This is a genomic window from Polaromonas sp. P1_A2 (assembly GCF_056406895.1).
Map to the genome: position 1 here is coordinate 167,803 of NZ_JBFTZI010000004.1, position 21,641 is coordinate 189,443.

The window sequence follows — 21,641 nt, forward strand, 5'->3', positions numbered from 1 at the left end:
TTACGCGCTTGCCGCCTGCGGGGGCTGGCAAAGGCTTTGGGCGAGGCGGGGTATCCGCTCCGCGGCTTCTCAGCGGGCTTTGGTGGCAGGTTTGGCCGGTGGCGCGGACGCGGGCGACGCCGGCCCGGGGCTGAAAATTTTTCCCAGCGTGGCCCCTATGCGCGCGCCTATGGCCGTGCCCACGCCCGGCAGCACGGCCGTGCCGACCACGGCACCCGCGATGGCGCTGTTGGGCACCGAGAATTTGACGTTGTCGAGCGGGCCGCTGACGCTGAGCGGGACGCCGACAATGCCGTCCACCAGGTCGACGGCGAACTCGGCCTCGATCTGCCGGTTGGCGACCTTGGCCTGGCCCGAGGCGCTCAGCGAGCCCGAGGTCGCCTTGAGATCTGTATAGGTGACCACCATGCCCTGCGGTGTGTTCTGCGTCTCGAGCTGGCCGGTGATGGAGTCCAGCGGCGTCTGGCCGGCGTGCTCCCTGCCGGCGCTGCGCACGGCCTTGTCCAGGTCAAAGCGCAGCAGGGTGGACTTGCCGATGCTGAAGGGCGTGCGCGTGTGCAGCGAGCGCGCGAGCTCGCCCACCGTGTCGCCGTTGGCCGAGAGCGTGGTCTCGCCCGAGGCCTTGCCCGCGATGACGGAGCGGCGGTTGAACGCCGCCATCATGGTCTCGACTTCCACGCCCTGCGGCTGCAATGTGCCCTCCAGGTGCATGCGGCCATTGGCACGAAAGTCCAGCCTGACTTCGCCGTTGGCCGTGCCCCCGCCCACATGGATGCGCGCGGCCCAGCGATCCTCCTGGCCCTGGCGCGCCAGGCTCAGGTCGGTGGCGGGCTTGAAGCCGGGCCGGCGCAGCTCGGCCTTGCGCGGGCGCCAGCCGGGATCAAAATCAACTTCGCCCTCGTAGACCACCGCGATGCCGCGCCGCGAAACCCAGGTCAGGTCGCGAAACACAAACCGCGCGAGCGGCAGCTCTTCGGCCGCCGTCTCTTCCTTCTCGCGCCCGCTGCCCAGGCCGTGCAGCGAGAGCTGGGGCACCACGGCGCCTTCCAGGTCGGCCCGGTCTATCTTGACGCGGCGCTGCGCGAGCGCGAACACGTCGGGATAGGCGGTGAGTTTTTTAATCAGTATGGGCTGGGCTTGCTCGGTCGCGACATCTTCGATGACCACGGCGGGCGAAGGCAGCAGCCGCCAGTGCAGCGCGCCCACGCGCACCTTGGTGCCCAGCCGGGCCTCCAGTTCGATGGAAGCGCGGCGCGCCAGCTCTTCGTCGGACGGCAGCCAGCGCAGCAGCGCAAGCCAGGCGGCACCCAGCAGCACGGCCGTAATGCCCAGGCCCATCAGCCACTTGTTCGCGCGTGTCATCAAATCATGTCCCTCATGCAGGCCAGCTTAGGCCTTGGCGCCGCTGTTGCCGAGGCGACAAGTGGCCCACCTGCTGTAGGCCGCAAGCTTATAGTCCTGATAGCCGAGAAAGCCCCATCACCATGCGCATCTGGAAACAACCCATCTCCGTCGCACTGCTCACCGCCGCCAACGCCGACAGCGCGGTGACGCACCTGGGCATAGAGTTCCTGGAGGTCGGCGACGACTTCATACGCGCGCGGGTACCGGTGGACCGCCGCACGGTGCAACCCTATGGCCTGCTGCACGGCGGCGTGTCGGTGGTGCTGGCCGAAACCCTGGGCTCCTGCGGCGCGGCCTTCGCGGCGCCGGCGGGCCATCGCGCCGTGGGGCTGGACATCAATGCCAACCACCTCAAGGGCACGACCAGCGGCTGGGTCACGGGCACCACGCGCCCGGTGCACATAGGCCGCAGCACCCAGGTCTGGCAGATAGACCTGCACAACGACGCGGGCGAGCTGACCTGTGTCTCGCGCATCACCATGGCGATGCTGCAGCCGGGCTGAAGCGGCCGGCTTACGAATAGCAACGAATTGCCCGCACCGGGCAACCGTACCGGCGCTTGCCGATGGCAGCCCTTCACGACCGGCGGAGGGGCAGGCGCCTGCGGCTTTCGCGGCAGCTTGCTCACCCACGCAGACTGAGGCGGCAAGCCGCTTCCAGCCGCATTCACCCAGGCCAGCGCCAGCATTGGCACCATATTTTTTTCGTCTGGAAAAGCCGTTTTTATCGTATTTGATCTTATGAGTATTCGTCCCTATCGTTCGGCGACATAAGGCGAAAAGGTAACAAATGGACACGAAAACACTTCAAAGATGCGCGGCGGCGCTGCTGGCGGCCGTCCTGTGCGGGGCGGGACAGGCGCAGATCCTGATCGGCCAGACGGCCGGGTTCACCGGCCCCGTGGCCGCGGGCGTCAAGGAGACAACCGACGGGGCGCGCCTCTGGCTGGACGCGGTGAACGCCAGGGGCGGCATCGCGGGCCAGCAACTGGAGCTGGTGTCCATGGACGACAAGTTCGATCCCAAGCTCGCCGCGGAGAACGCGCAGAAGCTGGCCGAGCGCGGCGCCGTTGCCCTGTTCCTCACGCGCGGCACACCGCCCACCGAAGCCGTGCTGCCCGTGCTGCAGGCCAGCCGCATGCCGCTGGTGGGGCCCTCCACCGGCGCGATGGTCTTCCACCAGCCGGTGCAGCGCTATGTCTTCAATGTGCGCGCGACCTACCAGCGCGAGGCCCAGAAAGCCATTGAGCACCTGAATACGCTGGGGATCACGCGCATCGCCCTGGTCCATGCGGACGACTCCTTCGGCCGTGACGGCCTGGAGGGGGCCAACAAGGGCTTTGCCCAGGCCAAGCTGAAACCCACGCATGTGCTGAAAGCCGACCGCAGCAAGCCCGACTACAGCCAGCTCGTGCCGCCCATCCTGGCCAGCGATGCGCAGGCCGTGCTGTGGATAGGCTCGGCCAATGCCGTGGCCGAGGGGGTGAAGGCCTTTCGCGCCGCCAAGTCGTCGGTGCGCGTGGTCACCCTGTCGAACAACGCATCACAGGGCTTCGTCAAGGCGCTGGGGGAATATTCGCGCGGCGTCATCGTCACGCAGGTCTATCCGTCCGAGCGCTCTTATGCCTACACCATGGTGCAGGAAGCCACCGAACTCGCCAAGGCCAAAAAAATCATGCTCTCGCCCGCCATCCTCGAAGGTTATGCCGCCGCCAAGGTGCTGGTGGAAGGCCTGCGGCGCGCCGGCAAAAACCCCACGCGCGAGACGCTGCAAGCGGCGCTGGAAGGCATGAAGCGCTACGACCTGGGCGGGCTGGAGGTGAGTTTCGGCCCCGACGACCACACGGGCCTGGACTTCGCCGACCTCTCCATCGTGGACCTTGAAGGCCGCTTCGTGCGCTGATGGCGGGCCTTCTGGATACCTCGGCCGCATCAACGCCCATTCACAAGGGGAATCGCCATGGCCTGGAAAAAGTCGCTTCACAGCTGGCTGCACGAAAGCGTCGCCGAGGCAGGCAAACCGCAGCACCTGGAACAACTGCGGGTTCAGCTGCACGAAGCGCTGCAGCGCTGCGAGGGGCCGATGTGCGAACGCATGCGCTGGCGCATCGACGAGGCGCACACCGCCCAGCAGCTGTGGCAGCTGCGCGGGGAAGTATTCCAGCTGGTCGCGCGCCAGTTCTGCCAGGAAGAGGCGGTGCGGCGCATCAACGCGCTGCTGCCCGCCTTCCGCAGCTGCTTGCCGGAGCGCATGCTGACGCGGGTCTAGGGCCTCTTAGGATGTTTTGGTGATTTAGAACGAACTAATCAGTAGTTCCTTAAATAAGGGCGCCTGCCCACAATCCGGTGTTTGCCCTTCTTCAACACCGCGCGCCCCGCGCCTTCGCCACCATGAATTTCCAGCAGCTGCGTTCCATGCGCGAGGCCGTGCGATGCAATTTCAACCTGACCGATGTGGCCAATGCCCTGCACACCTCGCAGCCGGGCGTCAGCCGGCAGATCCGCGAACTCGAGGAAGAGCTGGGCATTGAGCTCTTTGTGCGTGCCGGCAAGCGCCTGACCGGGCTGACCGAGCCGGGCACCCATGTGCTGCCCATCATCGAACGCCTGCTGCTGGAGAGCAGCAACCTCAAAAAAGCCGGCCAGGAATTCATGGCCCAGCAAAGCGGCCTGCTGTCGATTGCCGCCACGCACTCCCAGGCGCGCTACGCGCTGCCGCATGCGGTGCAGGAGTTCCGCAGCCAGTTTCCCAACGTGAAACTGCACCTGCACCAGGGCTCGCCCAAGCAGGTGGCCGACATGCTGGTGTCGGGCGAGGTCGACGTGGGCATCGCCACCGAGGCGCTCAACGACTACCCCGAGCTTGTCGCCCTGCCCTGCTACCGCTGGACACATTCGGTCATCGTGCCGCCCGGCCACCCGCTGCTGGACGGCCCGCTCACGCTGGAGAGCCTGGCGCGCTTCGCGCTGATCACCTACGACACCGGCTTCACCGGCCGCTCGCACATCGACGAGGCTTTCACGCAGCGCGGCCTGGCGCCCAACATCGTGCTGACGGCCATGGACGCCGACGTGATCAAGACCTATGTGGAGCTGGGCATGGGCGTGGGCATCGTCGCGTCCATCGCCTACGAGGCCGAGCGCGATACTGCGCTGCGCGCGTTGGACGCGGGCGCGCTGTTCGGCATCAACCTGACCAAACTCGCGGTGCGCCGCGGCAGTTACCTGCGCGGTTACGTCTATGCCTTTATCGAGTCCTTCGCGCCGACGCTGACGCGCGCCGTGGTCGAGAAAACCTTGAGCGACGAGCCGGGCGCCGCGAGCTACGACATCTAGCGCCGCTCGTCTGTTCGGGCTGAGCATCGAAGCCTCCTCCCCTGTTCAGTACCTGACAGGCGGCATCTCAAGGATGCGGCACGCGGGCGTCAACAGCCGCGCTATTCGCTCGCCGCGCGCGCCATGCGCTCGCTCTTCCAGTACACATCGTCACCGCCGTTCATGCGGTTGAGCACGCGCGACAGCACAAACAGCAGGTCGCTCAGGCGGTTGAGGTACTGGCGCGGCGCATCCTTCAAGGGCTCGGCCGCGCCCAGCGCCACCACGGCGCGTTCGGCGCGGCGCGCCACGGTGCGGCACACATGGGCCAGCGCAGCGGCGCGCGAGCCGGCCGGCAGGATGAACTCGGCCAGGCGCGGCAGCTTCGCGTTGTGCTCGGCCAGCGCCTCATCGAGCAGCGCCACCGCCTCGGGCTTGAGGAGCTCAAAGCCCGGGATGGACAGCTCGCCGCCCAGGTTGAAGAGCTGGTGCTGCACCTCCACCAGCAGCTCGCGCACGCCGGGCGGCAGCTCTTCGCACAGCAACACGCCGATGTGCGAATTCAGCTCGTCGACGTCGCCCATGGCATGGACGCGCAGGCTGTCCTTGGACACGCGCGTGTTGTCGCCCAGGCCGGTGGTGCCGTTGTCGCCGGTGCGGGTTGCGATCTGTGAAAGTCTGTTGGCCATGGTGCGAAGGCGCGGTGAGCGCGATGAGGAAAAGTCAATGAAGCAAAGGGACTAATAAGAGACCCAAGCGGCAAGCGTTACGCGAGGCAAAAAAATGTGTCGTCCTAGGACATCATGTCAGTGAGGCAACACCCTGAAAAACTGCTGGCCGCAAGGCGCCGGCTGGGTTGCAATGGCGGCTTGTTCACTCTTTGAAAGACTCCTCGCATGACCCTGCACACGACGGCAACGTCCCCCGTAAAACATTCAAAACATTCTATTCCCGGCTTTGAGTTGCGCAGCGTGCTGCTGGTGGCCGCATTGGCCGCGGGCGCCGCCGGCGCCGCGCGGGCCCAGACCGCCCCGCCTTCGCCGGCCAGCCCCGGCAGCCCGCCTGCCCAGATGGCGCCCTCCGCCAGCCCGGGCGCCGTGCCGCAAAACCGCACCACGCCCAAGGACGTCGAGGCGGCCTTCAACCGCGCCGATGCCAACAAGGACGGCAAACTGGACCGCCAGGAGGCCGAACACCTGCCGGCCGTGGCACAGCGTTTTGAGCAGATCGACACCAACCACGACTCCTTTATCTCGCTGGCCGAGCTCACCAAGGCCGCCACGGGCTCGGGCTCCTGATCCCTCGCGGGGTGACCATCGCCCCGCTTTCATGCCTCTCTCCCGCGGCCACGCCCGCGGGTCTCCGGGCCGCCCTGGCGGAAAATGGCGAAATAGCGGAAAGGGCACACACGTCGTAAACTGTGCCACCGACCCGGAGACAACAATGAACGCCCCCCTTCCCCAGCACCTGCTTCCCGAAATCCACCAGCGCGAAACGCCGGCGGCGCTGATAGACGCGCTCAAGGCCCGCTTTGCCGAGCGCTGCTCCACCGCCCTGGTGGTGCGCGAGCAGCACGGCCGTGATGAATCCTCTTTCGCCGCGCCGCCGCCCTCGGCCGTGGTGTTCGCCGAAAGCACGCAGGACGTGGCCGATGCGGTCAAGCTCGCGAGCCAGTACAACGTGCCCGTGATCCCCTTTGGCGTGGGCACTTCGCTGGAAGGCCATTTGCTGGCCGTGCAGGGCGGCATCAGCATCGACGTGAGCCGCATGAACAAGGTCTTGTCCATCAACGCCGAAGACCTGACCGTCACCGTGCAGCCGGGCGTGACGCGCAAGCAGCTCAATGAAGAAGTCAAAAGCACCGGCCTCTTCTTCCCCATAGACCCGGGCGCCGACGCGACCCTGGGCGGCATGAGCGCCACGCGCGCCAGCGGAACGAATGCCGTGCGCTACGGCACCATGCGCGAGAACGTGCTGGCGCTGGAAGTCGTCACCGCCGACGGCAGCGTGATACGCACCGGCACGCGCGCCAAAAAATCCTCGGCCGGCTACGACCTGACCCGCCTCATGGTGGGCAGCGAAGGCACGCTGGGCGTGATCACCGAAGTCACCGTGAGGCTTTACCCGCTGCCCGAGGCCATTTCGGCCGCGGTGTGTTCCTTCCCGAGCATTGAGGCCGCCGTGCGCACCACGATTGAAGTGATACAGCTGGGCGTGCCGATCGCGCGCGTGGAGCTGATAGACCACAACACGGTGCGCATGGTGAACACGCACTCCAAGCTCACGCTGCGCGAGGAGCCCATGCTGCTGATGGAGTTCCACGGCACGCCCAGCAGCGTGAAGGAACAGGCCGAGCTGGTGCAGGAACTCGCCAGCGGCCACGGCGGCAATGCCTTTGAATGGGCCAGCACGCCGGAAGAGCGCACGCGCCTCTGGACGGCGCGGCACAACGCCTATTTCGCGGCCATCCAGTCGCGGCCCGGCTGCCGCGCGATTTCGACCGACACCTGCGTGCCGATCTCGCGCCTGGCCGATTGCCTGCTGGAGTCGGTGGCCGAGGTCGACGCCAGCGGCATCCCCTATTTCCTGGTCGGTCACGTCGGCGACGGCAACTTCCACTTCGGCTACCTGATTGACCCGACCATCCCCAAGGAGCGCGAAGTGGCCGAGGCGCTGAACCACAAGCTGGTGGCACGCGCACTGGCGCTGGAAGGCACTTGCACCGGCGAGCACGGCGTGGGCCTGCACAAGATGGACTTCCTGGTGACCGAAACCGGCGACGGCGCTGTCGACATGATGCGCACCATCAAGCGCGCGCTGGACCCGAAAAACATCATGAACCCAGGCAAGATTTTTTCGTTGTCCTGAAGCCGCGGCCTCAGCCCCCGGCCTGAAGGCCGGGATCGCCGAGCGTGAAGAAAAACGTGGCGCCCCGGCCGGGCTCCGAATGCGCCCACACTCTCCCCCGGTGCCGCGCCACAACGGCGTGGACAATCGCCAGGCCGGTGCCCAGGCCGGGGAATTCGTCCGCCGCGTGCAGCCGCTGGAAGGGCATGAAGAGCTTGTCGGCATAAGCCATGTCAAAGCCCACGCCGTTGTCCCTGATCCACCACATCGGCACGCCGGATTCATCCTGGCCGCAGCCGACTTCTATCTCCGAAACGTCGCGGGTGGCGCTGAACTTCCAGGCATTGCCAACCACATGCCAGACCAACACCGCCAGCAGGCTGCGGTCGGCATGCGCGGGCCGCGTGGGCCCGGCAAACAGCCTCAGCCGCCGGCCCGGCTCCTGCTCGCGCAGCTGGGCGACCATGGCCTTCACCAGCCCGCTGACATCCACCGTCTGTATCCACAGGCTTCTGCTGGAGACACGTTCCAGTTCCAGCAAGGCGTCGGCGCAGGCGTCCACCTGCCGGGTGGCGCGCAGGATGCGCTGCATGAGCTTGCGGCCTTGCGCGTCCTTGGTTTCAAGCAGCCGGCGGTCCAGGAGTTGGCCGAAGCTGCCCAGGGAGATCAGGGGCTGCCGGAGGTCATGGGCCAGCAGGCTCATGAAGGTGTTCAGGCGCTCGTTGGCCGCGTTGAGTTCGGCGGCGCGCTCGTGCACTCGCTGCTCCAGGTGTTTGTTGAGCGCGGAGATCTCCGCGCGCGCCAGGATGTTGCGGCTCATCTCCCGCCTGACCGATGCCATCAGCACGACAAACACCGCCACCGCCAGGCCTATGGTGACGAGGAGCGACACCAGCATGGTGGTGCGGCCCTTTTCCAGGGGGCCGGCCTGCTCGCCCCGCAGCGACTGTTGTGCGGTTTCAAGCTCCCGCCCCAGCCGGGAGAGCTCCGCGAACAGCACCACGCTGGCGAAGGAGTCGCCCGCATCGCCGTAGCCGGCCGGCAGCGGCGCGCCCGGTGAGGCCGACAGCGCGTCGGCCGTCACACGCTGCGCGCGCGCCAGCGAGGCTTTGAGCGCCGCGACACGCTGCTGCTGGCCGGCCGCCATCTGGTCCGCGTGCCCGGTGAAGGCCACCACCGAGCGATAGGTGTAGCTGGCCGACGCCACCAGAACCACCAGCGTGCCGGCCATGGCGAGCACCACCTTGACCTCCAGCGGGGAGAGTTCGGTTTCCATGCTGCTGAGCGAGGTATCGCGGGCGTGCGCGGCGGCCACGGCAAGCCCCAAGGCGGTGAAGGCCAGCGCAGTGTTGACCGCCACGGGCGGCAACCAGACGTCGGTGACCAGCTCGCTGGCATGCCAGAGGTAGCCCAGCAGGCTGACCGCGCCTATGCTGGCGACCTGGCCGCCGCACACATAGGCCAGCCAGCCCGCGTAGCGGCAGCGCACAAAGCCCAGCCCGATACCCAGCATGAAGAATGTCCAGGCGCTGAAGGGCGACATGCGGCCGGGGGCCAGGTTGTAGGCATTGGCCCCATCGCGAAACAGCAGTTCATCGATCCTCAGGTCGACCGCGAAGAGGTATTCGAACAGCGTGGCCGCACCTATGGCGCTGACGGCGGCGGCCAGGGCGTAGCCCCGGTAGCGCATTCTTTTCTCATGGCGGCGCAAACCCACGAGCAGGGCCGCGGCGCACAGGCACAGGCCGACGGCCGTGTTGGGTTTCATCTGGACGGCGCCCGGTATCAGGCTTTTCAGGATGTCCAGTTGCAGCACCCAGCCCAGCAGCGCCACGACGCCCATGGCCATGGCCAGGCCCGCGGCAACCAGAACGGTATGCCTTCTGATGTGGCTCAGATTAAAGGTGCGCATGGCGAACCCCATTGCTTCTTCGCCGGCGCGGCCAGCTCCGGAGGGAGGTCCGAAGACCTGGCCGCGCCTTTGAGTCCAAAGACTAGCACTTTATTACTCAAACAAGTAGAGCAATTAACACTATTTGGGTACGCCTTTGGAACCGAAGCGGAAAAGAAAAAGCCCCCTCTGGAAGGGGGCTAAGGCACAGCGTGAAACGGCCTTGCCCGGGCCGGCCGGGCCGGCTATTTGCTGCCGCGCAGGCGCTCGATCAGCCCGTTGAGTTCGTCCATGGAGGCGAACTGTATGGCCACCTCGCCCATGTCCTCCCGCTTGCCGTTGCGCTTGACCTGTTTCTTGACGCGCACCTCCACGTCGGCCATCAGCAGGTCGGCCAGCTCCTCTTCAACGCGGCGGGTGTCGCGCGATTTTTCCTTGGCGGCTTTTTGCGGCTTGAGCGAGAACTCCGCGCTCAGTTTTTTGACCAGGCTTTCGGCCTCGCGCACCGACATTTTCTTGGCTGAGATCTGGTTGGCCGCGGTGATCTGCGCGGCGCGATCCAGGCCCAGCAACGCGCGCGCGTGGCCCATGTCCAGGTCGCCGGCCATCAGCATGGTCTGCACCGGGTCGGCCAGGTTGAGCAAACGCAGCAGGTTGGAGGCGGCGCTGCGCGAGCGGCCCACGGCCTGCGCGGCGAGCTCGTGCGTGAGGCCGAACTCCTTGACCAGGCGCTGCAGGCCGTGCGCTTCTTCAAGCGGATTGAGGTCTTCGCGCTGGATGTTTTCGATCAGCGACATGGCGGCGGCCGACTCGTCGGGCACGTCGCGCACCAGCACCGGCACACTGTCCAGGCCGGCCAGCCTGGCCGCGCGGAAGCGCCGCTCGCCGGCGATGATTTCATACTTGCCGTCGTTGGCGCCTGAGGTCAGCCGCCGCACCAGGATGGGCTGCATGATGCCCTGGACCTTGATGGATTCGGCCAGCTCGTAGAGCGCGCCCTCGTCCATGCGGGTGCGCGGCTGGTACTGGCCGGCGACCATGTCTTCCAGCCGCAGCGAGGCCGGCAGGCCCGGGCTGTTGGCGCTGATGCTGGCGTTCTCGGCGTCGCTGGCGCTCTCGCTGACCTTGGGGCCCAGCAATGCTTCCAGTCCGCGGCCCAGGCCTTTGGGTTTTTTTGTGACCATGGTTTTCTATTCCTTCAATCCGTCAATGTTGTGATGTATGGCGCAGTGTTATTGGGGCGTGAGGCTGCCGCCCAGGGACTGCAGCACGCCGCGCCACAGGGCGTCGCGCTCTTCGTAAGGTTGTGCGTCCTGCTTGCCGCTGGCGTATTCCCAGGCCGAGGTCAGCACCAGTACGATGCCGGTGGAGGGCTGCACATAGACCGTCTGGCCGTGGATGCCCTGCATGGCGAAGGTGCGCGACCGCATGGGCATGAGCCAGAACTGGTAGCCGTAGCCGAAGTAAGGCGTGGCCGTGCGCGGCTTGAAAGCCTGCGGCTGGCGCGTCGCGTCGGTGGCGTCCAGCAAATACTCCACCGGCAGGACCTGCAGCGCGCCAGGCTTGCCGGTGGCTTTGTCGATGGCGCGGCCGTCATTGGCCAGCAGCTGGCCCAGGCGCGCCCAGTCGCGCAGGCTGGCGTTGAAGCCTCCATAGGACTGCTCCTGCCCGTCGGCAAAGACGCGCCAGAAGGCGTCGTGCTCGGCGCCCATGGGTTTCCAGATCCACTCGGTGGTGAGCTCGGACATGTTCTTGCCGGCGGCGGCCACCACCACGCGGCCCAGCACGTCGGTCTCTGAGCCGGCGTAGACAAATTTTTCGCCGGGCGGCGAGTGGCGGTCGGTGATGGACTTCAGCACATCCACCGGTTTGCCCGCGCCGGGCGCACCGGCGCCGGCACGCGAGAGGCGCGCGATGTCGTCCTTGCCGTCATAGCGCTCGGTAAAAGTGAGGCCCGAGCTCATGCGCAGCAGCTGGCGCAGGGTGGTCGCGCCATAGGGGCTGCCGGCGAGTTCCTTGGCGTATTTCTCAGCCGGGTCGTCGAGCGAGGCGATCAAGCCCAGCGAGAGCGCCTTGCCGACCAGCAGCGAGGTGACGCTCTTGGCCATGGAGAAGGACAGAAAGCGCGCGTCGTCCTTGCGGCCGTAGCGGTAGTGTTCGGCGACGATCTCGCCGTTTTTCAGCACCAGCAGGCCGGTGGCACGCTGGCGGTCCAGGTAGTCGGCCAGCGTGTAATTGGTGTTCTTGTAGCGGTAGCTGATGGACGCGGGGCTGGCCGCACGCGGCAAGGGACTGGCCTCAGCCGGGTGCGCCACAGCGCGGACCTGCACACCGGCCACCTTGTCCATGGCCGACCAGGAGCCGATGCGGTAAGGGTTGCTGTACCAGGTGCTGGCGTTGCCCAGCGGGTAGCCCTGCGATTTGCCAAGCAGCTCTTCATCGGGCTCGGCATGCAGCGCGGGGCAGGCGAGCGAGGCGGCCACGGCCAGTGCGGTGGCCGCCAAGTGAGAACGAGAGCGGGCGAATAAGCGGGGCAAGGGCATGGGTTCTCTTGTCATGAATGGCTGCGTGGGAGAGAAGCAGGCAGTGCTTGAAGGCGCTGCAATTTTTCAAACGCCTCGGGCCAGTCGCCCAGGCCGCTGTCGGCATTGAGGTGGCCGCGCGGCCCGGCTTCAACAAGCTCGGCGCCCCAGGCCGCGGCGAACCGGCGGGCACGCTCGGGCGCGCAAAACGGATCGTCGCCGCTGCAGAACACCATGGCGGAAAAGGGCAGCTTGCGCAGCGGCACGGGCGCCCAGCCCGGCAGCATCTGGCACACGTCCTCGCGCTCCACATCGGGCGGCGCGACCAGCAGCGCGGCCTTGACACGATGGCTGTTGCGCGAGTGCGAGGCCCATGCGGCGGTGAGCATGCAGCCCAGGCTGTGCGCGACCAGCACGGCCGGCTCGTCGCAAGCCAGCAGCACCTCTTCAAGCCGCGCGCTCCAGTCGCCGCGCAGCGGCCGCATCCAGTCGTGCTGCTCGACCCGCGTATAGCCGTGCGCCTTCTCCCAGCGGCTTTGCCAGTGGCCGGGGCCGCTGTTTTGCCAGCCGGGGAGTATCAGGACGTTGCGGGGGTTCATCGCTTGGCGGATCAGTTTGCTATAAATTCAGTAGCAACAGGAGGCCTGTTTACAGGCACTTCTGATGCACCCGATTTACATCGCCTTGATGCGGTCGACCATCTCTTCGGCGAAGGTGATGAAAGCCTGCGCGCCCCTGGAGGAAGGATCGAACACCACGCCGGGCAGGCCGTAGCTGGGCGCTTCGGCCAGGCGCACATTGCGCGGGATCACGGTGTTGAAAACCTTGTCGGCGAAATGCTCCTTGAGCTGGTCGCTGACCTGCTGCTGCAGGGTGATGCGCGGGTCGAACATCACGCGCAGCAGGCCGATGATCTGCAAATCCTTGTTGAGGTTGGCATGCACCTGCTTGATGGTGTTGACCAGGTCGGTCAGGCCCTCGAGCGCGAAGTACTCGCACTGCATGGGCACGATGACGCCGTGCGCGCAGCACAGGCCATTGAGCGTCAGCATGCTGAGCGAAGGCGGGCAATCGATGAGCACGAAGTCGTACTGGCTGTCGACTTCGGCCAGCGCGAGCTTGAGGCGTTTTTCGCGGCGCTCGACATCGACCAGTTCGACCTCGGCGCCGGCCAGTTCGCGGTTGGCGCCCAGCACGTCATAGCCGCATTTGTCGCTGTGCACGCGCGCCTCCAGCACCGAAGCCGATTCGAGCAGCACGTCGTAGACCGTCATTTCCAGCTTGCGCTTGTCCACGCCCGAACCCATGGTGGCATTGCCCTGAGGGTCCAGGTCGATCATCAACACCCGCTGGCCGACTTTTGCCAGCCCCGCTGCCAGATTCACCGTGGTGGTGGTCTTGCCCACCCCGCCCTTTTGGTTGGCAACGCAGAATATTTTGGCCATGTGTGTTTTTAGTTTTTGTTCGGAAGAGGACGCGAAATGCGATGGCGGCTTATTTGGAGACCGCTAGCTTGAGGCCGAAGCCGATCAGGAAGATACCGGCCAGCTTGTTCAGGACCGCCGTGATTTTCGGGTTGGCGCGTATGCGCTCGGCCAGGTGGTAGGTGATCATCACCGAGCACAGGCCGTACAGAAAGGTCAGCCCGGCAATCGTGGCCGCCATCACGGCAAAGGTCTTCAGGCCCTGGTGCTGGGCCGGGTCCACGAACAGCGGGAAGAAAGCCATGTAAAAAACAATCGCCTTGGGATTGAGCAAGGTGATCAACAGGGCCTGGCGGAAGTAGTGACGCGGCTTGATGTTGAGCAAGGGCGCATCGCCGGGTTTGGCCACCAGCATCTTGATGCCCAGCCAGGCCAGGTAAATCGCCCCGGCCCACTGGACGATGTGGAACGCCGTGGGGTACGCCGCCATGATGGCCGACACGCCGGCCACCGCCGCCCAGAGCAACACCTGGTCGCCGGCGATGACGCCAAAGGTCGCGCCCAGGCCGCCGGCAATACCGCCCTTGCTGGTCGAGGTGATCAGCGCGAGGTTGCCCGGGCCGGGAATCAGCAAAAACACAATGATGGCGACGACAAAAGCGCCGTAGTCGGCAATGCCGACGAATGAGCCCAACATGGAGGTTCTCCAGAAAGTAGAGAAAAGAGAGAGGAACCGAGTTTACGACAGGGGTGTGCCGCCCCAATGCCAAATCAGCCGATCAGGGCCGATTCGGTGCTCGAGACGGTTTCTTTTTGTGCCCGAACAACGGACAGGGCAGGATCGCCCTCCCCCAACAACCGCCCAGCCGGGTTCAGGGAGCGGTCTTTTTCTGCATCCAGACAATGCAGCGCTCGGCATCCAGCCTAGGCACCTGCAGCTGTTCCACGTGAAACACCTCGGTGCCGACCGGCAAGGCCGCGATTTCCTCGGCCGGGTGTTTGCCTTTGAGGGCCATCCAGACACCTTTGGGCGCCAGGGCATTGACCGACCAATTGCTGAAATCAGCCAGCGAGGCAAAGGCCCGGGAGCAGATCACCTCAAATGGCGTGGCAATGGTTTCGACCCGGGCATGCAATCCCGAGAGATTGGGCAGCTTGAGCGCCAGCGCCGCCTGCTTGATAAAGGCGGCTTTTTTGGCGACCGTGTCCACGCAGGTCACGGCCACTTCCGGGCAGCAGATCGCAATCACCACTCCGGGCAGGCCGGCGCCGGAGCCCACGTCCAGCAATCTGGCGCCCTGCCCCAGCCCGGCTTTTTGCAGGTGGCGGCGCAGCGGAAGCACCGCGGCCAGGCTGTCCAGCAGGTGGTGGGTCAGCATTTCCGCCGGGTCACGCACCGCCGTCAGGTTGTAGACCTTGGTCCATTTGCCAATCAGGTCCTGGTAATCCAGCAACTGGCCGACCTGTACATCGCCCAGGTCCAGCTGCAGCGCCTTCAGGCCAGCGCGCAAATCCTGTTCACCGGCCCGCATCAGGCTTTGGCTTTTTCGTTGGCGGCGTCGGCTGCCTGCAGCGGAACCGTGTTTTTCCACAGGTTCTTTTTCAGATGAACCAGCAGCAGGGACACGGTGGCCGGCGTGATGCCCGAGATGCGCGAGGCCATTCCCAGGGTTTCCGGCCTGTGCTTGGCCAGGGTCTGGCGCGCCTCAAAACTCAGGGCCGAAACCTGCAGGTAGTCCAGGTCGGCCGGCAGTTTGAGGTTTTCATAGTGGGCGGCGCGCTCGACCTCGGTCTTTTGCAGGTCTATGTAGCCGGCGTACTTGGCGGTGATTTCGATCTGCTCGATCACGCTTTTGGCCAGGTCATCGCTGGCCGCGGCTTCGGCCGCCAGTTCGGGGTTGGCGTACTTGCCCTCCTCCAGCGACATCAGCCCGGCATAGTTCACGTCGGGGCGGCGCAGCAGGTCCAGCAGGTTGTACTCCCGCTCAATCGACTTGCCCAGCACGCGCTCGGCCTCGGCCGCCGGCAGGTTGTTGGGGTTGACCCAGATCGCCCTGAGCCGGGCTGTTTCACGTGAAACCGTGTCGCGTTTGCGGTTGAAGGCGTCCCAGCGGGCGTCGTCGACCAGGCCCAGTTCGCGGCCTTTTTCGGTGAGGCGCATGTCGGCGTTGTCCTCGCGCAGCATCAGACGGAACTCGGCCCGGCTGGTGAACATGCGGTAAGGCTCGGTCACGCCCTTGGTGATCAGGTCGTCGACCAGCACGCCCAGGTAGGCTTCGTCGCGCTTGGGCAACCAGGCTTCTTTACCCTGACACTGCAGCGCGGCATTGATGCCGGCGAACAGACCCTGGGCTGCCGCCTCTTCATAACCGGTGGTCCCGTTGATCTGGCCGGCAAAGAACAGGCCGCCGATCGCCCGGGTTTCAAAGCTGGACTTGAGCGCCCGCGGGTCGAAGTAGTCGTACTCGATGGCATAGCCGGGCCGCAGGATGTGGGCGTTTTCCATGCCGGCCATGGAGCGCACCAGGTCGTACTGGATGTCGAAAGGCAGGCTGGTCGAGATGCCGTTGGGGTAGATCTCGTGGGTGGTCAGGCCCTCGGGTTCCAGGAAAATCTGGTGGCTGTCCTTGTCGGCGAAGCGGTTGATCTTGTCTTCCACGCTGGGGCAGTAGCGCGGGCCGACGCCGTCTATCTTGCCGGTGAACATGGGGCTGCGGTCAAAACCGGAGCGGATGATCTCGTGGGTGCGCTCGTTGGTATGGGTGATCCAGCACGGCACCTGGCGCGGATGGGCGATGTGGCCGCCCATAAAACTGAACACCGGCACCGGCCCTTCGATGCCGCCGGGCATACCGTCCCCGGGCTGCTCTATGCATTTGCTGAAGTCAATCGTGCGGCCGTCTATGCGCGGGGGCGTGCCGGTCTTGAGCCGGCCCTGCGGCAGCTTGAGCTCCTTGAGCCGGCTGGACAGCGACACCGCCGGCGGGTCGCCCGCCCGGCCCGCCGAGTAATTGTTCAGGCCCACATGGATCTTGCCGTCCAGAAAAGTCCCGGCCGTCAGCACCACGGTGCGCGAGCGGAACTTGATGCCCACCTGGGTGACGGCGCCGACCACCCGGTCGCCCTCCACCATCAGGTCGTCGACCGCCTGCTGGAACAGCCAGAGATTGGGCTGGTTCTCCAGCCTGCGGCGAATCGCCGCCTTGTACAGAATGCGGTCGGCCTGGGCCCGGGTGGCGCGCACGGCCGGGCCCTTGGAGCTGTTCAGGATGCGGAACTGGATGCCGCCTTCGTCGGTGGCCAGCGCCATCGCACCGCCCAGGGCGTCCACTTCCTTGACCAGGTGGCCCTTGCCTATGCCGCCTATCGAAGGGTTGCAGCTCATCTGGCCCAGGGTCTCGATGTTGTGCGAGAGCAGCAAGGTCTTGCAGCCCATGCGGGCCGAAGCCAGGGCGGCCTCGGTGCCGGCATGGCCGCCGCCGACCACGATCACGTCAAATTCTTGGGGGTAAAACATATCCAACCTTCAGGTCTCTCGACCACTACTGACTATTAACTCTCGATCAATTCGGTGGCCAGGCCCATGCCGCGTGCCACCTGCGCCTGGCGCCTGTCCGCCGTGACAAACAGGTCCACGCGGCTGGCCAGCGCGCTGCCCACATGCAGCGCGTCCATGCCGCGCAAAGGGCCCTGCTCCATCGCCGCAAAGGCAAACCGCTCCACATGCGCGTCCAGCGGCACCAGGGTCATGTCGGCCACGTCGCGCTGCGCCGCCGCCCAGGCCCGGTCAAATTCAGGGGCCGGCAGGCTGCCGTCACGCCGGCGCCGCAGCAGCGCCGAGGCTACCTCGGTCTTGCAGTGCGCGGCCACCAGCAACTCACTGGCCGCCTCGAACAACATCAGCACCCGGTCACGCCCGGCTTCGCTGGCGTAGCGTTTGGTCAGCGCCGAGGCGTCGAACATCAGCCGCGCTTCGCCGTCGCGCGCCACCACCCGGGTGGCGGAAACAGCCTGCGGCGCATAAGCGGCTTGCGCCCTCTTCACCATGGCGATTCATTCCGTTCGTCCAGCACCGCCTGCGACAGCGACACGCCGGGCGGCAGGACCACAGGTTCAAACGGCTTTTTCCAGCTCGGTACTTTGGCGGCGTCTTCTTCGGCCTTCAGGGGCACAAGCTCGGCCACCGGTTTGCCGTGCCGAAGTATGCGGACGGTTTCACCCTGCTCCACCAGGTCGATCATGGCGGAGGCATTGGCGCGAAACTCGCTGAGTGGAATGGTATGCATTTTGTACAAATTTCAATGTTTTGTACATTTTAGCGGGTTTGTGCTTGCAAGCCGCTCCACACGCAGTTTTTCACCTTACGGCCTGTGGTGAAATCGGACGCATGAACGCCCCCCAAAAACTCCTGATCTTCGCCGGCAGCACCCGCCAGAACTCCTACAACCGCAAGCTGGCCCATGTCGCGGCCGGCCTGGCGCGCGCCAGCGGCGCCGAAGTCACCCATATCGAACTGGCGGACTTCGACATTCCCATGTACAACGCCGACCTTGAGGCCAAGGGCACGCCGCCCGACGTCATGAAGCTCAAGCAGATCATGTACGAGCACCCGGCCTGGATCATCTGCTCGCCCGAATACAACGGCAGCTACACCGCGCTGCTCAAGAACACCATCGACTGGGTGTCCAGCCCCGTCAAGAGCGAGCCGGCCTGGCACGACGGCTTCAAGTCCTTTACCGGGAAGGTGGTGGGCGTGCTCAGCGCCTCGCCCGGCGCGCTGGGCGGCCTGCGCTCGCAAAGCCACCTGGTGCCGCTGCTGCTCAACGCACAGTGCTGGGTCGCGCCCAAGGCCTTTGCCCTGAGCCGCGCCGGCGATGCCTTTGATGCCGAGGGCAAACTGGTCCACGAAGCCAGCCTGCAGAACGTGCAGGCCGTGATCGACCAGGTGCTGTTCGCCTCGCAACGCCTCGCAGCATGATCACGCGCCCGGGCCGCTGGTTGTGCAGTCTGGCGGCCTGTTGCCTCGCCTCATGCACTTATGCCATGGAGGTGGAGATCAGGGAGCCTTTTATCTTTCTGTCGGGCAAGGTGACCGGCAATGAGCAACGGATCTTGGCTGCCGCAGTAGAGGAGCACCCCGGTATCACGACGGTGGTGCTCAAAAACTCTTCCGGCGGGGATGCCCGGGCCGGGTATGCCACCGGCGAATACATCCGCGAAAAAGGCCTGGCGACTTTGTTATCGGGCTATTGCCGTTCTTCCTGTTCACGCATGTTTCTTGGCGGCAAAATACGCGCCTACTCCGACGACCAGCCCCTCGAAAAAACCGCCGTGGCCTTCCATGGCAACTACGCGCAGGACGGCAGCTTGCAGCAGGCGCGCATGCCGGCGTTGAAAGCCTGGATCATCAAATACAGCGACGGCAAAGCCAACCCGGAGCTGGTTGAGCAGTGGGTCAGCCTGCCCAACCGGAACGGCTTTGCGTATTTCTATCACCCGCAGGTGCCGGGCATAGGCCCCGAGGGTGTGATGCTGTGCCAGGGAAGCGAAGACGCGAAACTGCGCAAGGAACTGTGCGCAAAACCGCAACAGGGTGATGCGCTGGCCAACGGGATCGTGACCACGCTGGAAATCGCAAAAATACCCCGGTGACCGTCACGTTAATTTGTAGCCAGCATCCGTGCCCGCTCCATCGCCGCGGCCTTCGTCACCGCCAGGTCATCGGGCGGCACCAGCGTCGGCGCGGCGCTGATTTCCGCCTCGACCGCAATATCCAGAAAACGCAGCCAGCGCCGCATATACGGCTTCTGGAAATCCGAATCGTCCTCCTCGGGCCGCAGCGGATAGGCGCCGGCGCTTGAATACACCAGCGTTGCCCTCTTGCCGGAAAGCAGGGCCTGGTAACCGGCCTGCCGCGACCAGGACCAGTTCTGTCCCGGCAAGGTCACCACATCGATGAAATGCTTGAGCCGGTAGGGGATGCCGAAATTCCACATCGGCAGGCTGAAGAGGTAATGGTCGGCCGCGTTGAAGCGCCGTGACAGCGCCACCGCACGCGCCCACAGCGCCTGCTGCGGCGCCGTCGCGTTCTGCGCGCGCAGCACGGCGAACTTGGCGGCGATCATCTCGGCGTCAAAGGGCGGCAAGTCGATGTCCCAGACATTGACGGCGTCCACCGTGTCCCCGGGATGCGCCTCGCGCCAGGCATCCAGCCAGGCAGCGGCGACGGCACTCGATGTTGATGCGGCCCGCATGGGCGACGCTTCTATATAGAGCAGATGGGTCATAGGGCTTCTCCTTGCAGGGGGCCCCTCACGCCGCGCCGTCCAGCAGGCGCAAGCCCACCATGCCGGCCACGACAAACGCCACGCACAGCAAGCGCAGCGGCGTGGCGCTTTCGCCCATCCAGAGGATGCCGATCACGGTCACGCCGACCGAGCCTATGCCGGTCCAGATCGCGTAAGCCGTGCCCACCGGCAAGGTCTTGACGGCATGCGTCAAAAAGAAAATGCTGGCGCCGGCCGCGGCCACGCCCAGTACGCTGGGCAAGAGCCGGGTCCAGCCCTGGGAGGATTTGAGGAGCAAAGCCATCGCGATTTCGACAATGCTTGCGGCGAGCAGGTAGAACCAGGCCATGGGGAGTCTTTCTTTTAAAGAACGGGGTTAAAGATTGAAGAGCCGCCAGCTTAGGTTTACGATTACCCATAGGCAAGTACGCACCTTCTGGTAACCATGACAATTCCCGACGCGCCCGACACCGATTCCTCCACTGTGTTTAGCCAGGCCTGCCCCTCGCGCCAGGCGCTGGAGCTGGTCGCCAGCAAATGGGCGCTGCTGGTGATCCCGGCGCTGGCCGGCGGGCCGGTGCGCAACAACGAACTGATGCGCAAGATAGAAGGCATCTCGCAAAAAATGCTGACGCAGACCCTCAAGGAGCTGGTGCGCAACGGCCTGGTGCTGCGCTTTGACCGCCAGACCGTGCCGCCCCATGTGGAATACCAGCTCAGCACCTTGGGCCAGTCGCTCAGCGAAACCCTGATCCCGCTGGACAACTGGGCCGAGCGCAACCACCAGAACCTCAAGGCCGCGCGCGAACGTTTCGACGCATCCTTCAACTAGCCACGCGAGCAAGCAGGGTTAGCCTCATTAGCGGAATCACGTAGCGGCCCGCCGCAAGTACGGTCCTATATTGGGCCAACGACAACGATACGGAGACATTCATGAAACTCACCAACACGCGCCGCGGCGCATTGCAGTTCGGCCTCAAGGCCGGCGGCGCACTCGCCGCCGTCTCGGCCTTTCCGGGGCTGCTCCATGCGCAAGCCGGCTGGCCCAGCAAACCGATACGCCTGCTCGTGCCCTTCGCGCCCGGCGGCAGCTCTGAAATCGTCGCGCGCTCGGCCGCCAACGAACTCAGCAAAAGCCTGGGCCAGAACGTCTTCGTCGAGAACAAGCCCGGCGCCAGCGGCAACATCGCGATGCAGGAATGCGCGGCCTCCACCGACGGCCACACCATCATCCTGGGCCACATCGGCACCATGGCGGTCAATCCCTTTATCTTCGACAAGCTGCCCTTCGACACCAACAAGGACTTCAAGCCCATCTCGCTGCTGGCCAAGGTGCCCAGCCTGTACGTGATCAATTCCAGCGTGCCCGCCAACAACCTCAAGGAATTCATCGCGCTGGCCAAGTCCAAGCCCGGCCAGCTCAATTACGGCTCGGCCGGCAACGGCAGCGCCGGCCACCTGGCCTTTGAATACCTGAAGATGGCCACCGGCATCTTCGTGCTGCACGTGCCCTACCGCGGCACCGGCCCGCAGCTCACCGATTTGCTGGCCGGCCGGCTCGAAGCCGCCAGCGTGGGCGCGCCCGCCATCCTGGCCCACATCAAGTCCGGCAAGCTGCGCTGCATCGCCACCGGCACCAAGGAGCGCCTGCCCCAGCTGCCCGACGTGCCCACGGTCGCCGAAAGCGGCTACCCGGGCTTTGAGATGACGCAGTGGTACGGCCTCAACGCGCCGTCCAACATGCCGCAGGCCAACATAGACCGCATCGCCGAAGCCTGCAACAAGGCCATGCGCAACCCGCAGGCCACCGAACGCCTGCGCGGCGACACAGCCCAGCCCGTGGGCGACACGCCGGCGCAGTATGGCGCCTTTATCAAGACCGAGCAGGCGCGCTGGAAACTGGTCGCCGACCGGGCGAAAATCAAGCCCGATTAAGCGGCCCGCCGCATTCC

At 65.4% G+C, this 21,641-nt stretch carries 24 protein-coding genes; 10 read left to right on the plus strand and 14 right to left on the minus strand.

Going from position 1 to position 21,641, the window contains the following annotated elements; genetic code table 11:
• Nucleotides 1-69: 69 nt before the first annotated feature.
• On the minus strand, nt 70-1,362 hold the full coding sequence (locus tag AC1D09_RS16800; RefSeq protein WP_477662629.1) for an AsmA family protein: 1,293 nt from the start codon (nt 1,360-1,362) through the stop codon (nt 70-72).
• A 122-nt stretch (nt 1,363-1,484) separates the two neighbouring features.
• Here AC1D09_RS16800 and AC1D09_RS16805 point away from each other — a divergent pair, with 122 nt between their 5' ends.
• From AC1D09_RS16805 to AC1D09_RS16820, 4 genes are all read left to right on the plus strand, one after another.
• A complete protein-coding gene (locus tag AC1D09_RS16805) occupies nt 1,485-1,907 on the plus strand; it encodes a hotdog fold thioesterase (RefSeq protein WP_477662630.1) in 423 nt (140 codons plus the stop codon).
• 286 nt (nt 1,908-2,193) lie between these two features.
• Complete coding sequence (locus tag AC1D09_RS16810) at nt 2,194-3,306, plus strand: ABC transporter substrate-binding protein (protein WP_477662631.1); 1,113 nt, start codon at nt 2,194-2,196, stop codon at nt 3,304-3,306.
• Between the two features lie 57 nt (nt 3,307-3,363).
• Complete coding sequence (locus AC1D09_RS16815; RefSeq protein ID WP_477662632.1) at nt 3,364-3,672, plus strand: hypothetical protein; 309 nt, start codon at nt 3,364-3,366, stop codon at nt 3,670-3,672.
• A 122-nt stretch (nt 3,673-3,794) separates the two neighbouring features.
• Nucleotides 3,795-4,739, plus strand: a complete 945-nt coding sequence (locus AC1D09_RS16820; RefSeq protein ID WP_477662633.1) for a CysB family HTH-type transcriptional regulator — start codon at nt 3,795-3,797, stop codon at nt 4,737-4,739.
• A gap of 101 nt (nt 4,740-4,840) precedes the next feature.
• Here the strand turns inward: AC1D09_RS16820 and AC1D09_RS16825 are convergent, their stop codons facing one another.
• Nucleotides 4,841-5,407, minus strand: a complete 567-nt coding sequence (locus AC1D09_RS16825) for a cob(I)yrinic acid a,c-diamide adenosyltransferase (RefSeq protein ID WP_477662634.1) — start codon at nt 5,405-5,407, stop codon at nt 4,841-4,843.
• 207 nt (nt 5,408-5,614) lie between these two features.
• Between AC1D09_RS16825 and AC1D09_RS16830 the strand changes: the two genes are divergently transcribed.
• Both AC1D09_RS16830 and AC1D09_RS16835 read left to right on the plus strand, forming a co-directional pair.
• Complete coding sequence (locus AC1D09_RS16830) at nt 5,615-6,016, plus strand: EF-hand domain-containing protein (protein ID WP_477662635.1); 402 nt, start codon at nt 5,615-5,617, stop codon at nt 6,014-6,016.
• A gap of 145 nt (nt 6,017-6,161) precedes the next feature.
• The gene (locus AC1D09_RS16835) at nt 6,162-7,586 is read left to right on the plus strand and encodes an FAD-binding oxidoreductase (protein WP_477662636.1); all 1,425 of its coding nucleotides are present in this window, start codon (nt 6,162-6,164) and stop codon (nt 7,584-7,586) included.
• Nucleotides 7,587-7,596: 10 nt separating this feature from the next.
• On the opposite strand, the gene AC1D09_RS16840 is transcribed toward AC1D09_RS16835, so the two are convergent.
• The 10 genes from AC1D09_RS16840 to AC1D09_RS16885 all read right to left on the minus strand — a co-directional run bounded on the left by AC1D09_RS16840 (nt 7,597) and on the right by AC1D09_RS16885 (nt 17,688).
• The gene (locus AC1D09_RS16840; protein ID WP_477662637.1) at nt 7,597-9,477 is read right to left on the minus strand and encodes a sensor histidine kinase; all 1,881 of its coding nucleotides are present in this window, start codon (nt 9,475-9,477) and stop codon (nt 7,597-7,599) included.
• Nucleotides 9,478-9,701: 224 nt separating this feature from the next.
• Nucleotides 9,702-10,640 carry a ParB/RepB/Spo0J family partition protein gene (locus AC1D09_RS16845; protein WP_477662638.1) on the minus strand — a complete coding sequence of 313 codons (939 nt, stop codon included), beginning with the start codon at nt 10,638-10,640 and terminating at the stop codon, nt 9,702-9,704.
• 48 nt (nt 10,641-10,688) lie between these two features.
• A complete protein-coding gene (locus tag AC1D09_RS16850; RefSeq protein ID WP_477662639.1) occupies nt 10,689-11,960 on the minus strand; it encodes a serine hydrolase domain-containing protein in 1,272 nt (423 codons plus the stop codon).
• A 50-nt stretch (nt 11,961-12,010) separates the two neighbouring features.
• Entirely contained in the window at nt 12,011-12,577 is a 567-nt protein-coding gene (locus tag AC1D09_RS16855; RefSeq protein ID WP_477662640.1) for an RBBP9/YdeN family alpha/beta hydrolase, read from the minus strand.
• A gap of 75 nt (nt 12,578-12,652) precedes the next feature.
• Entirely contained in the window at nt 12,653-13,423 is a 771-nt protein-coding gene (locus AC1D09_RS16860) for a ParA family protein (RefSeq protein WP_477662641.1), read from the minus strand.
• Nucleotides 13,424-13,472: 49 nt separating this feature from the next.
• Nucleotides 13,473-14,099: a LysE family transporter gene (locus AC1D09_RS16865; RefSeq protein WP_477662642.1), complete on the minus strand. Its 627-nt coding sequence runs from the start codon at nt 14,097-14,099 to the stop codon at nt 13,473-13,475.
• Nucleotides 14,100-14,274: 175 nt separating this feature from the next.
• Nucleotides 14,275-14,934, minus strand: a complete 660-nt coding sequence (gene rsmG / locus AC1D09_RS16870; RefSeq protein WP_477662643.1) for a 16S rRNA (guanine(527)-N(7))-methyltransferase RsmG — start codon at nt 14,932-14,934, stop codon at nt 14,275-14,277.
• Complete coding sequence (mnmG, locus tag AC1D09_RS16875) at nt 14,934-16,919, minus strand: tRNA uridine-5-carboxymethylaminomethyl(34) synthesis enzyme MnmG (RefSeq protein WP_477662644.1); 1,986 nt, start codon at nt 16,917-16,919, stop codon at nt 14,934-14,936. Before mnmG ends, rsmG begins: the two co-directional genes overlap by 1 nt.
• Nucleotides 16,920-16,954: 35 nt before the next feature.
• Nucleotides 16,955-17,449, minus strand: a complete 495-nt coding sequence (locus AC1D09_RS16880; RefSeq protein WP_477662645.1) for a type II toxin-antitoxin system VapC family toxin — start codon at nt 17,447-17,449, stop codon at nt 16,955-16,957.
• Entirely contained in the window at nt 17,443-17,688 is a 246-nt protein-coding gene (locus AC1D09_RS16885; protein WP_477662646.1) for a type II toxin-antitoxin system Phd/YefM family antitoxin, read from the minus strand. Before AC1D09_RS16885 ends, AC1D09_RS16880 begins: the two co-directional genes overlap by 7 nt.
• Nucleotides 17,689-17,789: 101 nt before the next feature.
• Here AC1D09_RS16885 and AC1D09_RS16890 point away from each other — a divergent pair, with 101 nt between their 5' ends.
• Both AC1D09_RS16890 and AC1D09_RS16895 read left to right on the plus strand, forming a co-directional pair.
• Nucleotides 17,790-18,380, plus strand: a complete 591-nt coding sequence (locus AC1D09_RS16890; RefSeq protein ID WP_477662647.1) for an NADPH-dependent FMN reductase — start codon at nt 17,790-17,792, stop codon at nt 18,378-18,380.
• Between the two features lie 65 nt (nt 18,381-18,445).
• A complete protein-coding gene (locus AC1D09_RS16895) occupies nt 18,446-19,054 on the plus strand; it encodes a hypothetical protein (protein ID WP_477662648.1) in 609 nt (202 codons plus the stop codon).
• Nucleotides 19,055-19,062: 8 nt separating this feature from the next.
• Here the strand turns inward: AC1D09_RS16895 and AC1D09_RS16900 are convergent, their stop codons facing one another.
• Both AC1D09_RS16900 and AC1D09_RS16905 read right to left on the minus strand, forming a co-directional pair.
• A complete protein-coding gene (locus AC1D09_RS16900) occupies nt 19,063-19,689 on the minus strand; it encodes an FMN-dependent NADH-azoreductase (protein WP_477662649.1) in 627 nt (208 codons plus the stop codon).
• A gap of 25 nt (nt 19,690-19,714) precedes the next feature.
• Nucleotides 19,715-20,038, minus strand: a complete 324-nt coding sequence (locus AC1D09_RS16905) for a DMT family transporter (RefSeq protein ID WP_477662650.1) — start codon at nt 20,036-20,038, stop codon at nt 19,715-19,717.
• Nucleotides 20,039-20,134: 96 nt separating this feature from the next.
• Between AC1D09_RS16905 and AC1D09_RS16910 the strand changes: the two genes are divergently transcribed.
• Together AC1D09_RS16910 and AC1D09_RS16915 are read left to right on the plus strand one after the other, a co-directional pair.
• Nucleotides 20,135-20,521, plus strand: a complete 387-nt coding sequence (locus AC1D09_RS16910; protein ID WP_477662651.1) for a winged helix-turn-helix transcriptional regulator — start codon at nt 20,135-20,137, stop codon at nt 20,519-20,521.
• Between the two features lie 101 nt (nt 20,522-20,622).
• Nucleotides 20,623-21,624, plus strand: a complete 1,002-nt coding sequence (locus AC1D09_RS16915; RefSeq protein ID WP_477662652.1) for a Bug family tripartite tricarboxylate transporter substrate binding protein — start codon at nt 20,623-20,625, stop codon at nt 21,622-21,624.
• The last annotated feature ends 17 nt before the right edge of the window (nt 21,625-21,641 follow it).

Excerpts from the sequence above, each read along its gene's own strand:
- AC1D09_RS16800 (WP_477662629.1), bottom strand. The coding sequence starts at position 1,362 with ATGACACGCGCGAACAAGTGGCTGATGGGCCTGGGCATTACGGCCGTG.
- AC1D09_RS16805 (WP_477662630.1), top strand. The coding sequence starts at position 1,485 with ATGCGCATCTGGAAACAACCCATCTCCGTCGCACTGCTCACCGCCGCC.
- AC1D09_RS16810 (WP_477662631.1), top strand. The coding sequence starts at position 2,194 with ATGGACACGAAAACACTTCAAAGATGCGCGGCGGCGCTGCTGGCGGCC.
- AC1D09_RS16815 (WP_477662632.1), top strand. The coding sequence starts at position 3,364 with ATGGCCTGGAAAAAGTCGCTTCACAGCTGGCTGCACGAAAGCGTCGCC.
- AC1D09_RS16820 (WP_477662633.1), top strand. The coding sequence starts at position 3,795 with ATGAATTTCCAGCAGCTGCGTTCCATGCGCGAGGCCGTGCGATGCAAT.
- AC1D09_RS16825 (WP_477662634.1), bottom strand. The coding sequence starts at position 5,407 with ATGGCCAACAGACTTTCACAGATCGCAACCCGCACCGGCGACAACGGC.
- AC1D09_RS16830 (WP_477662635.1), top strand. The coding sequence starts at position 5,615 with ATGACCCTGCACACGACGGCAACGTCCCCCGTAAAACATTCAAAACAT.
- AC1D09_RS16835 (WP_477662636.1), top strand. The coding sequence starts at position 6,162 with ATGAACGCCCCCCTTCCCCAGCACCTGCTTCCCGAAATCCACCAGCGC.
- AC1D09_RS16840 (WP_477662637.1), bottom strand. The coding sequence starts at position 9,477 with ATGCGCACCTTTAATCTGAGCCACATCAGAAGGCATACCGTTCTGGTT.
- AC1D09_RS16845 (WP_477662638.1), bottom strand. The coding sequence starts at position 10,640 with ATGGTCACAAAAAAACCCAAAGGCCTGGGCCGCGGACTGGAAGCATTG.
- AC1D09_RS16855 (WP_477662640.1), bottom strand. The coding sequence starts at position 12,577 with ATGAACCCCCGCAACGTCCTGATACTCCCCGGCTGGCAAAACAGCGGC.
- AC1D09_RS16860 (WP_477662641.1), bottom strand. The coding sequence starts at position 13,423 with ATGGCCAAAATATTCTGCGTTGCCAACCAAAAGGGCGGGGTGGGCAAG.
- AC1D09_RS16865 (WP_477662642.1), bottom strand. The coding sequence starts at position 14,099 with ATGTTGGGCTCATTCGTCGGCATTGCCGACTACGGCGCTTTTGTCGTC.
- rsmG (WP_477662643.1), bottom strand. The coding sequence starts at position 14,934 with ATGCGGGCCGGTGAACAGGATTTGCGCGCTGGCCTGAAGGCGCTGCAG.
- mnmG (WP_477662644.1), bottom strand. The coding sequence starts at position 16,919 with ATGTTTTACCCCCAAGAATTTGACGTGATCGTGGTCGGCGGCGGCCAT.
- AC1D09_RS16880 (WP_477662645.1), bottom strand. The coding sequence starts at position 17,449 with ATGGTGAAGAGGGCGCAAGCCGCTTATGCGCCGCAGGCTGTTTCCGCC.
- AC1D09_RS16885 (WP_477662646.1), bottom strand. The coding sequence starts at position 17,688 with ATGCATACCATTCCACTCAGCGAGTTTCGCGCCAATGCCTCCGCCATG.
- AC1D09_RS16890 (WP_477662647.1), top strand. The coding sequence starts at position 17,790 with ATGAACGCCCCCCAAAAACTCCTGATCTTCGCCGGCAGCACCCGCCAG.
- AC1D09_RS16895 (WP_477662648.1), top strand. The coding sequence starts at position 18,446 with ATGGAGGTGGAGATCAGGGAGCCTTTTATCTTTCTGTCGGGCAAGGTG.
- AC1D09_RS16900 (WP_477662649.1), bottom strand. The coding sequence starts at position 19,689 with ATGACCCATCTGCTCTATATAGAAGCGTCGCCCATGCGGGCCGCATCA.
- AC1D09_RS16905 (WP_477662650.1), bottom strand. The coding sequence starts at position 20,038 with ATGGCCTGGTTCTACCTGCTCGCCGCAAGCATTGTCGAAATCGCGATG.
- AC1D09_RS16910 (WP_477662651.1), top strand. The coding sequence starts at position 20,135 with ATGACAATTCCCGACGCGCCCGACACCGATTCCTCCACTGTGTTTAGC.
- AC1D09_RS16915 (WP_477662652.1), top strand. The coding sequence starts at position 20,623 with ATGAAACTCACCAACACGCGCCGCGGCGCATTGCAGTTCGGCCTCAAG.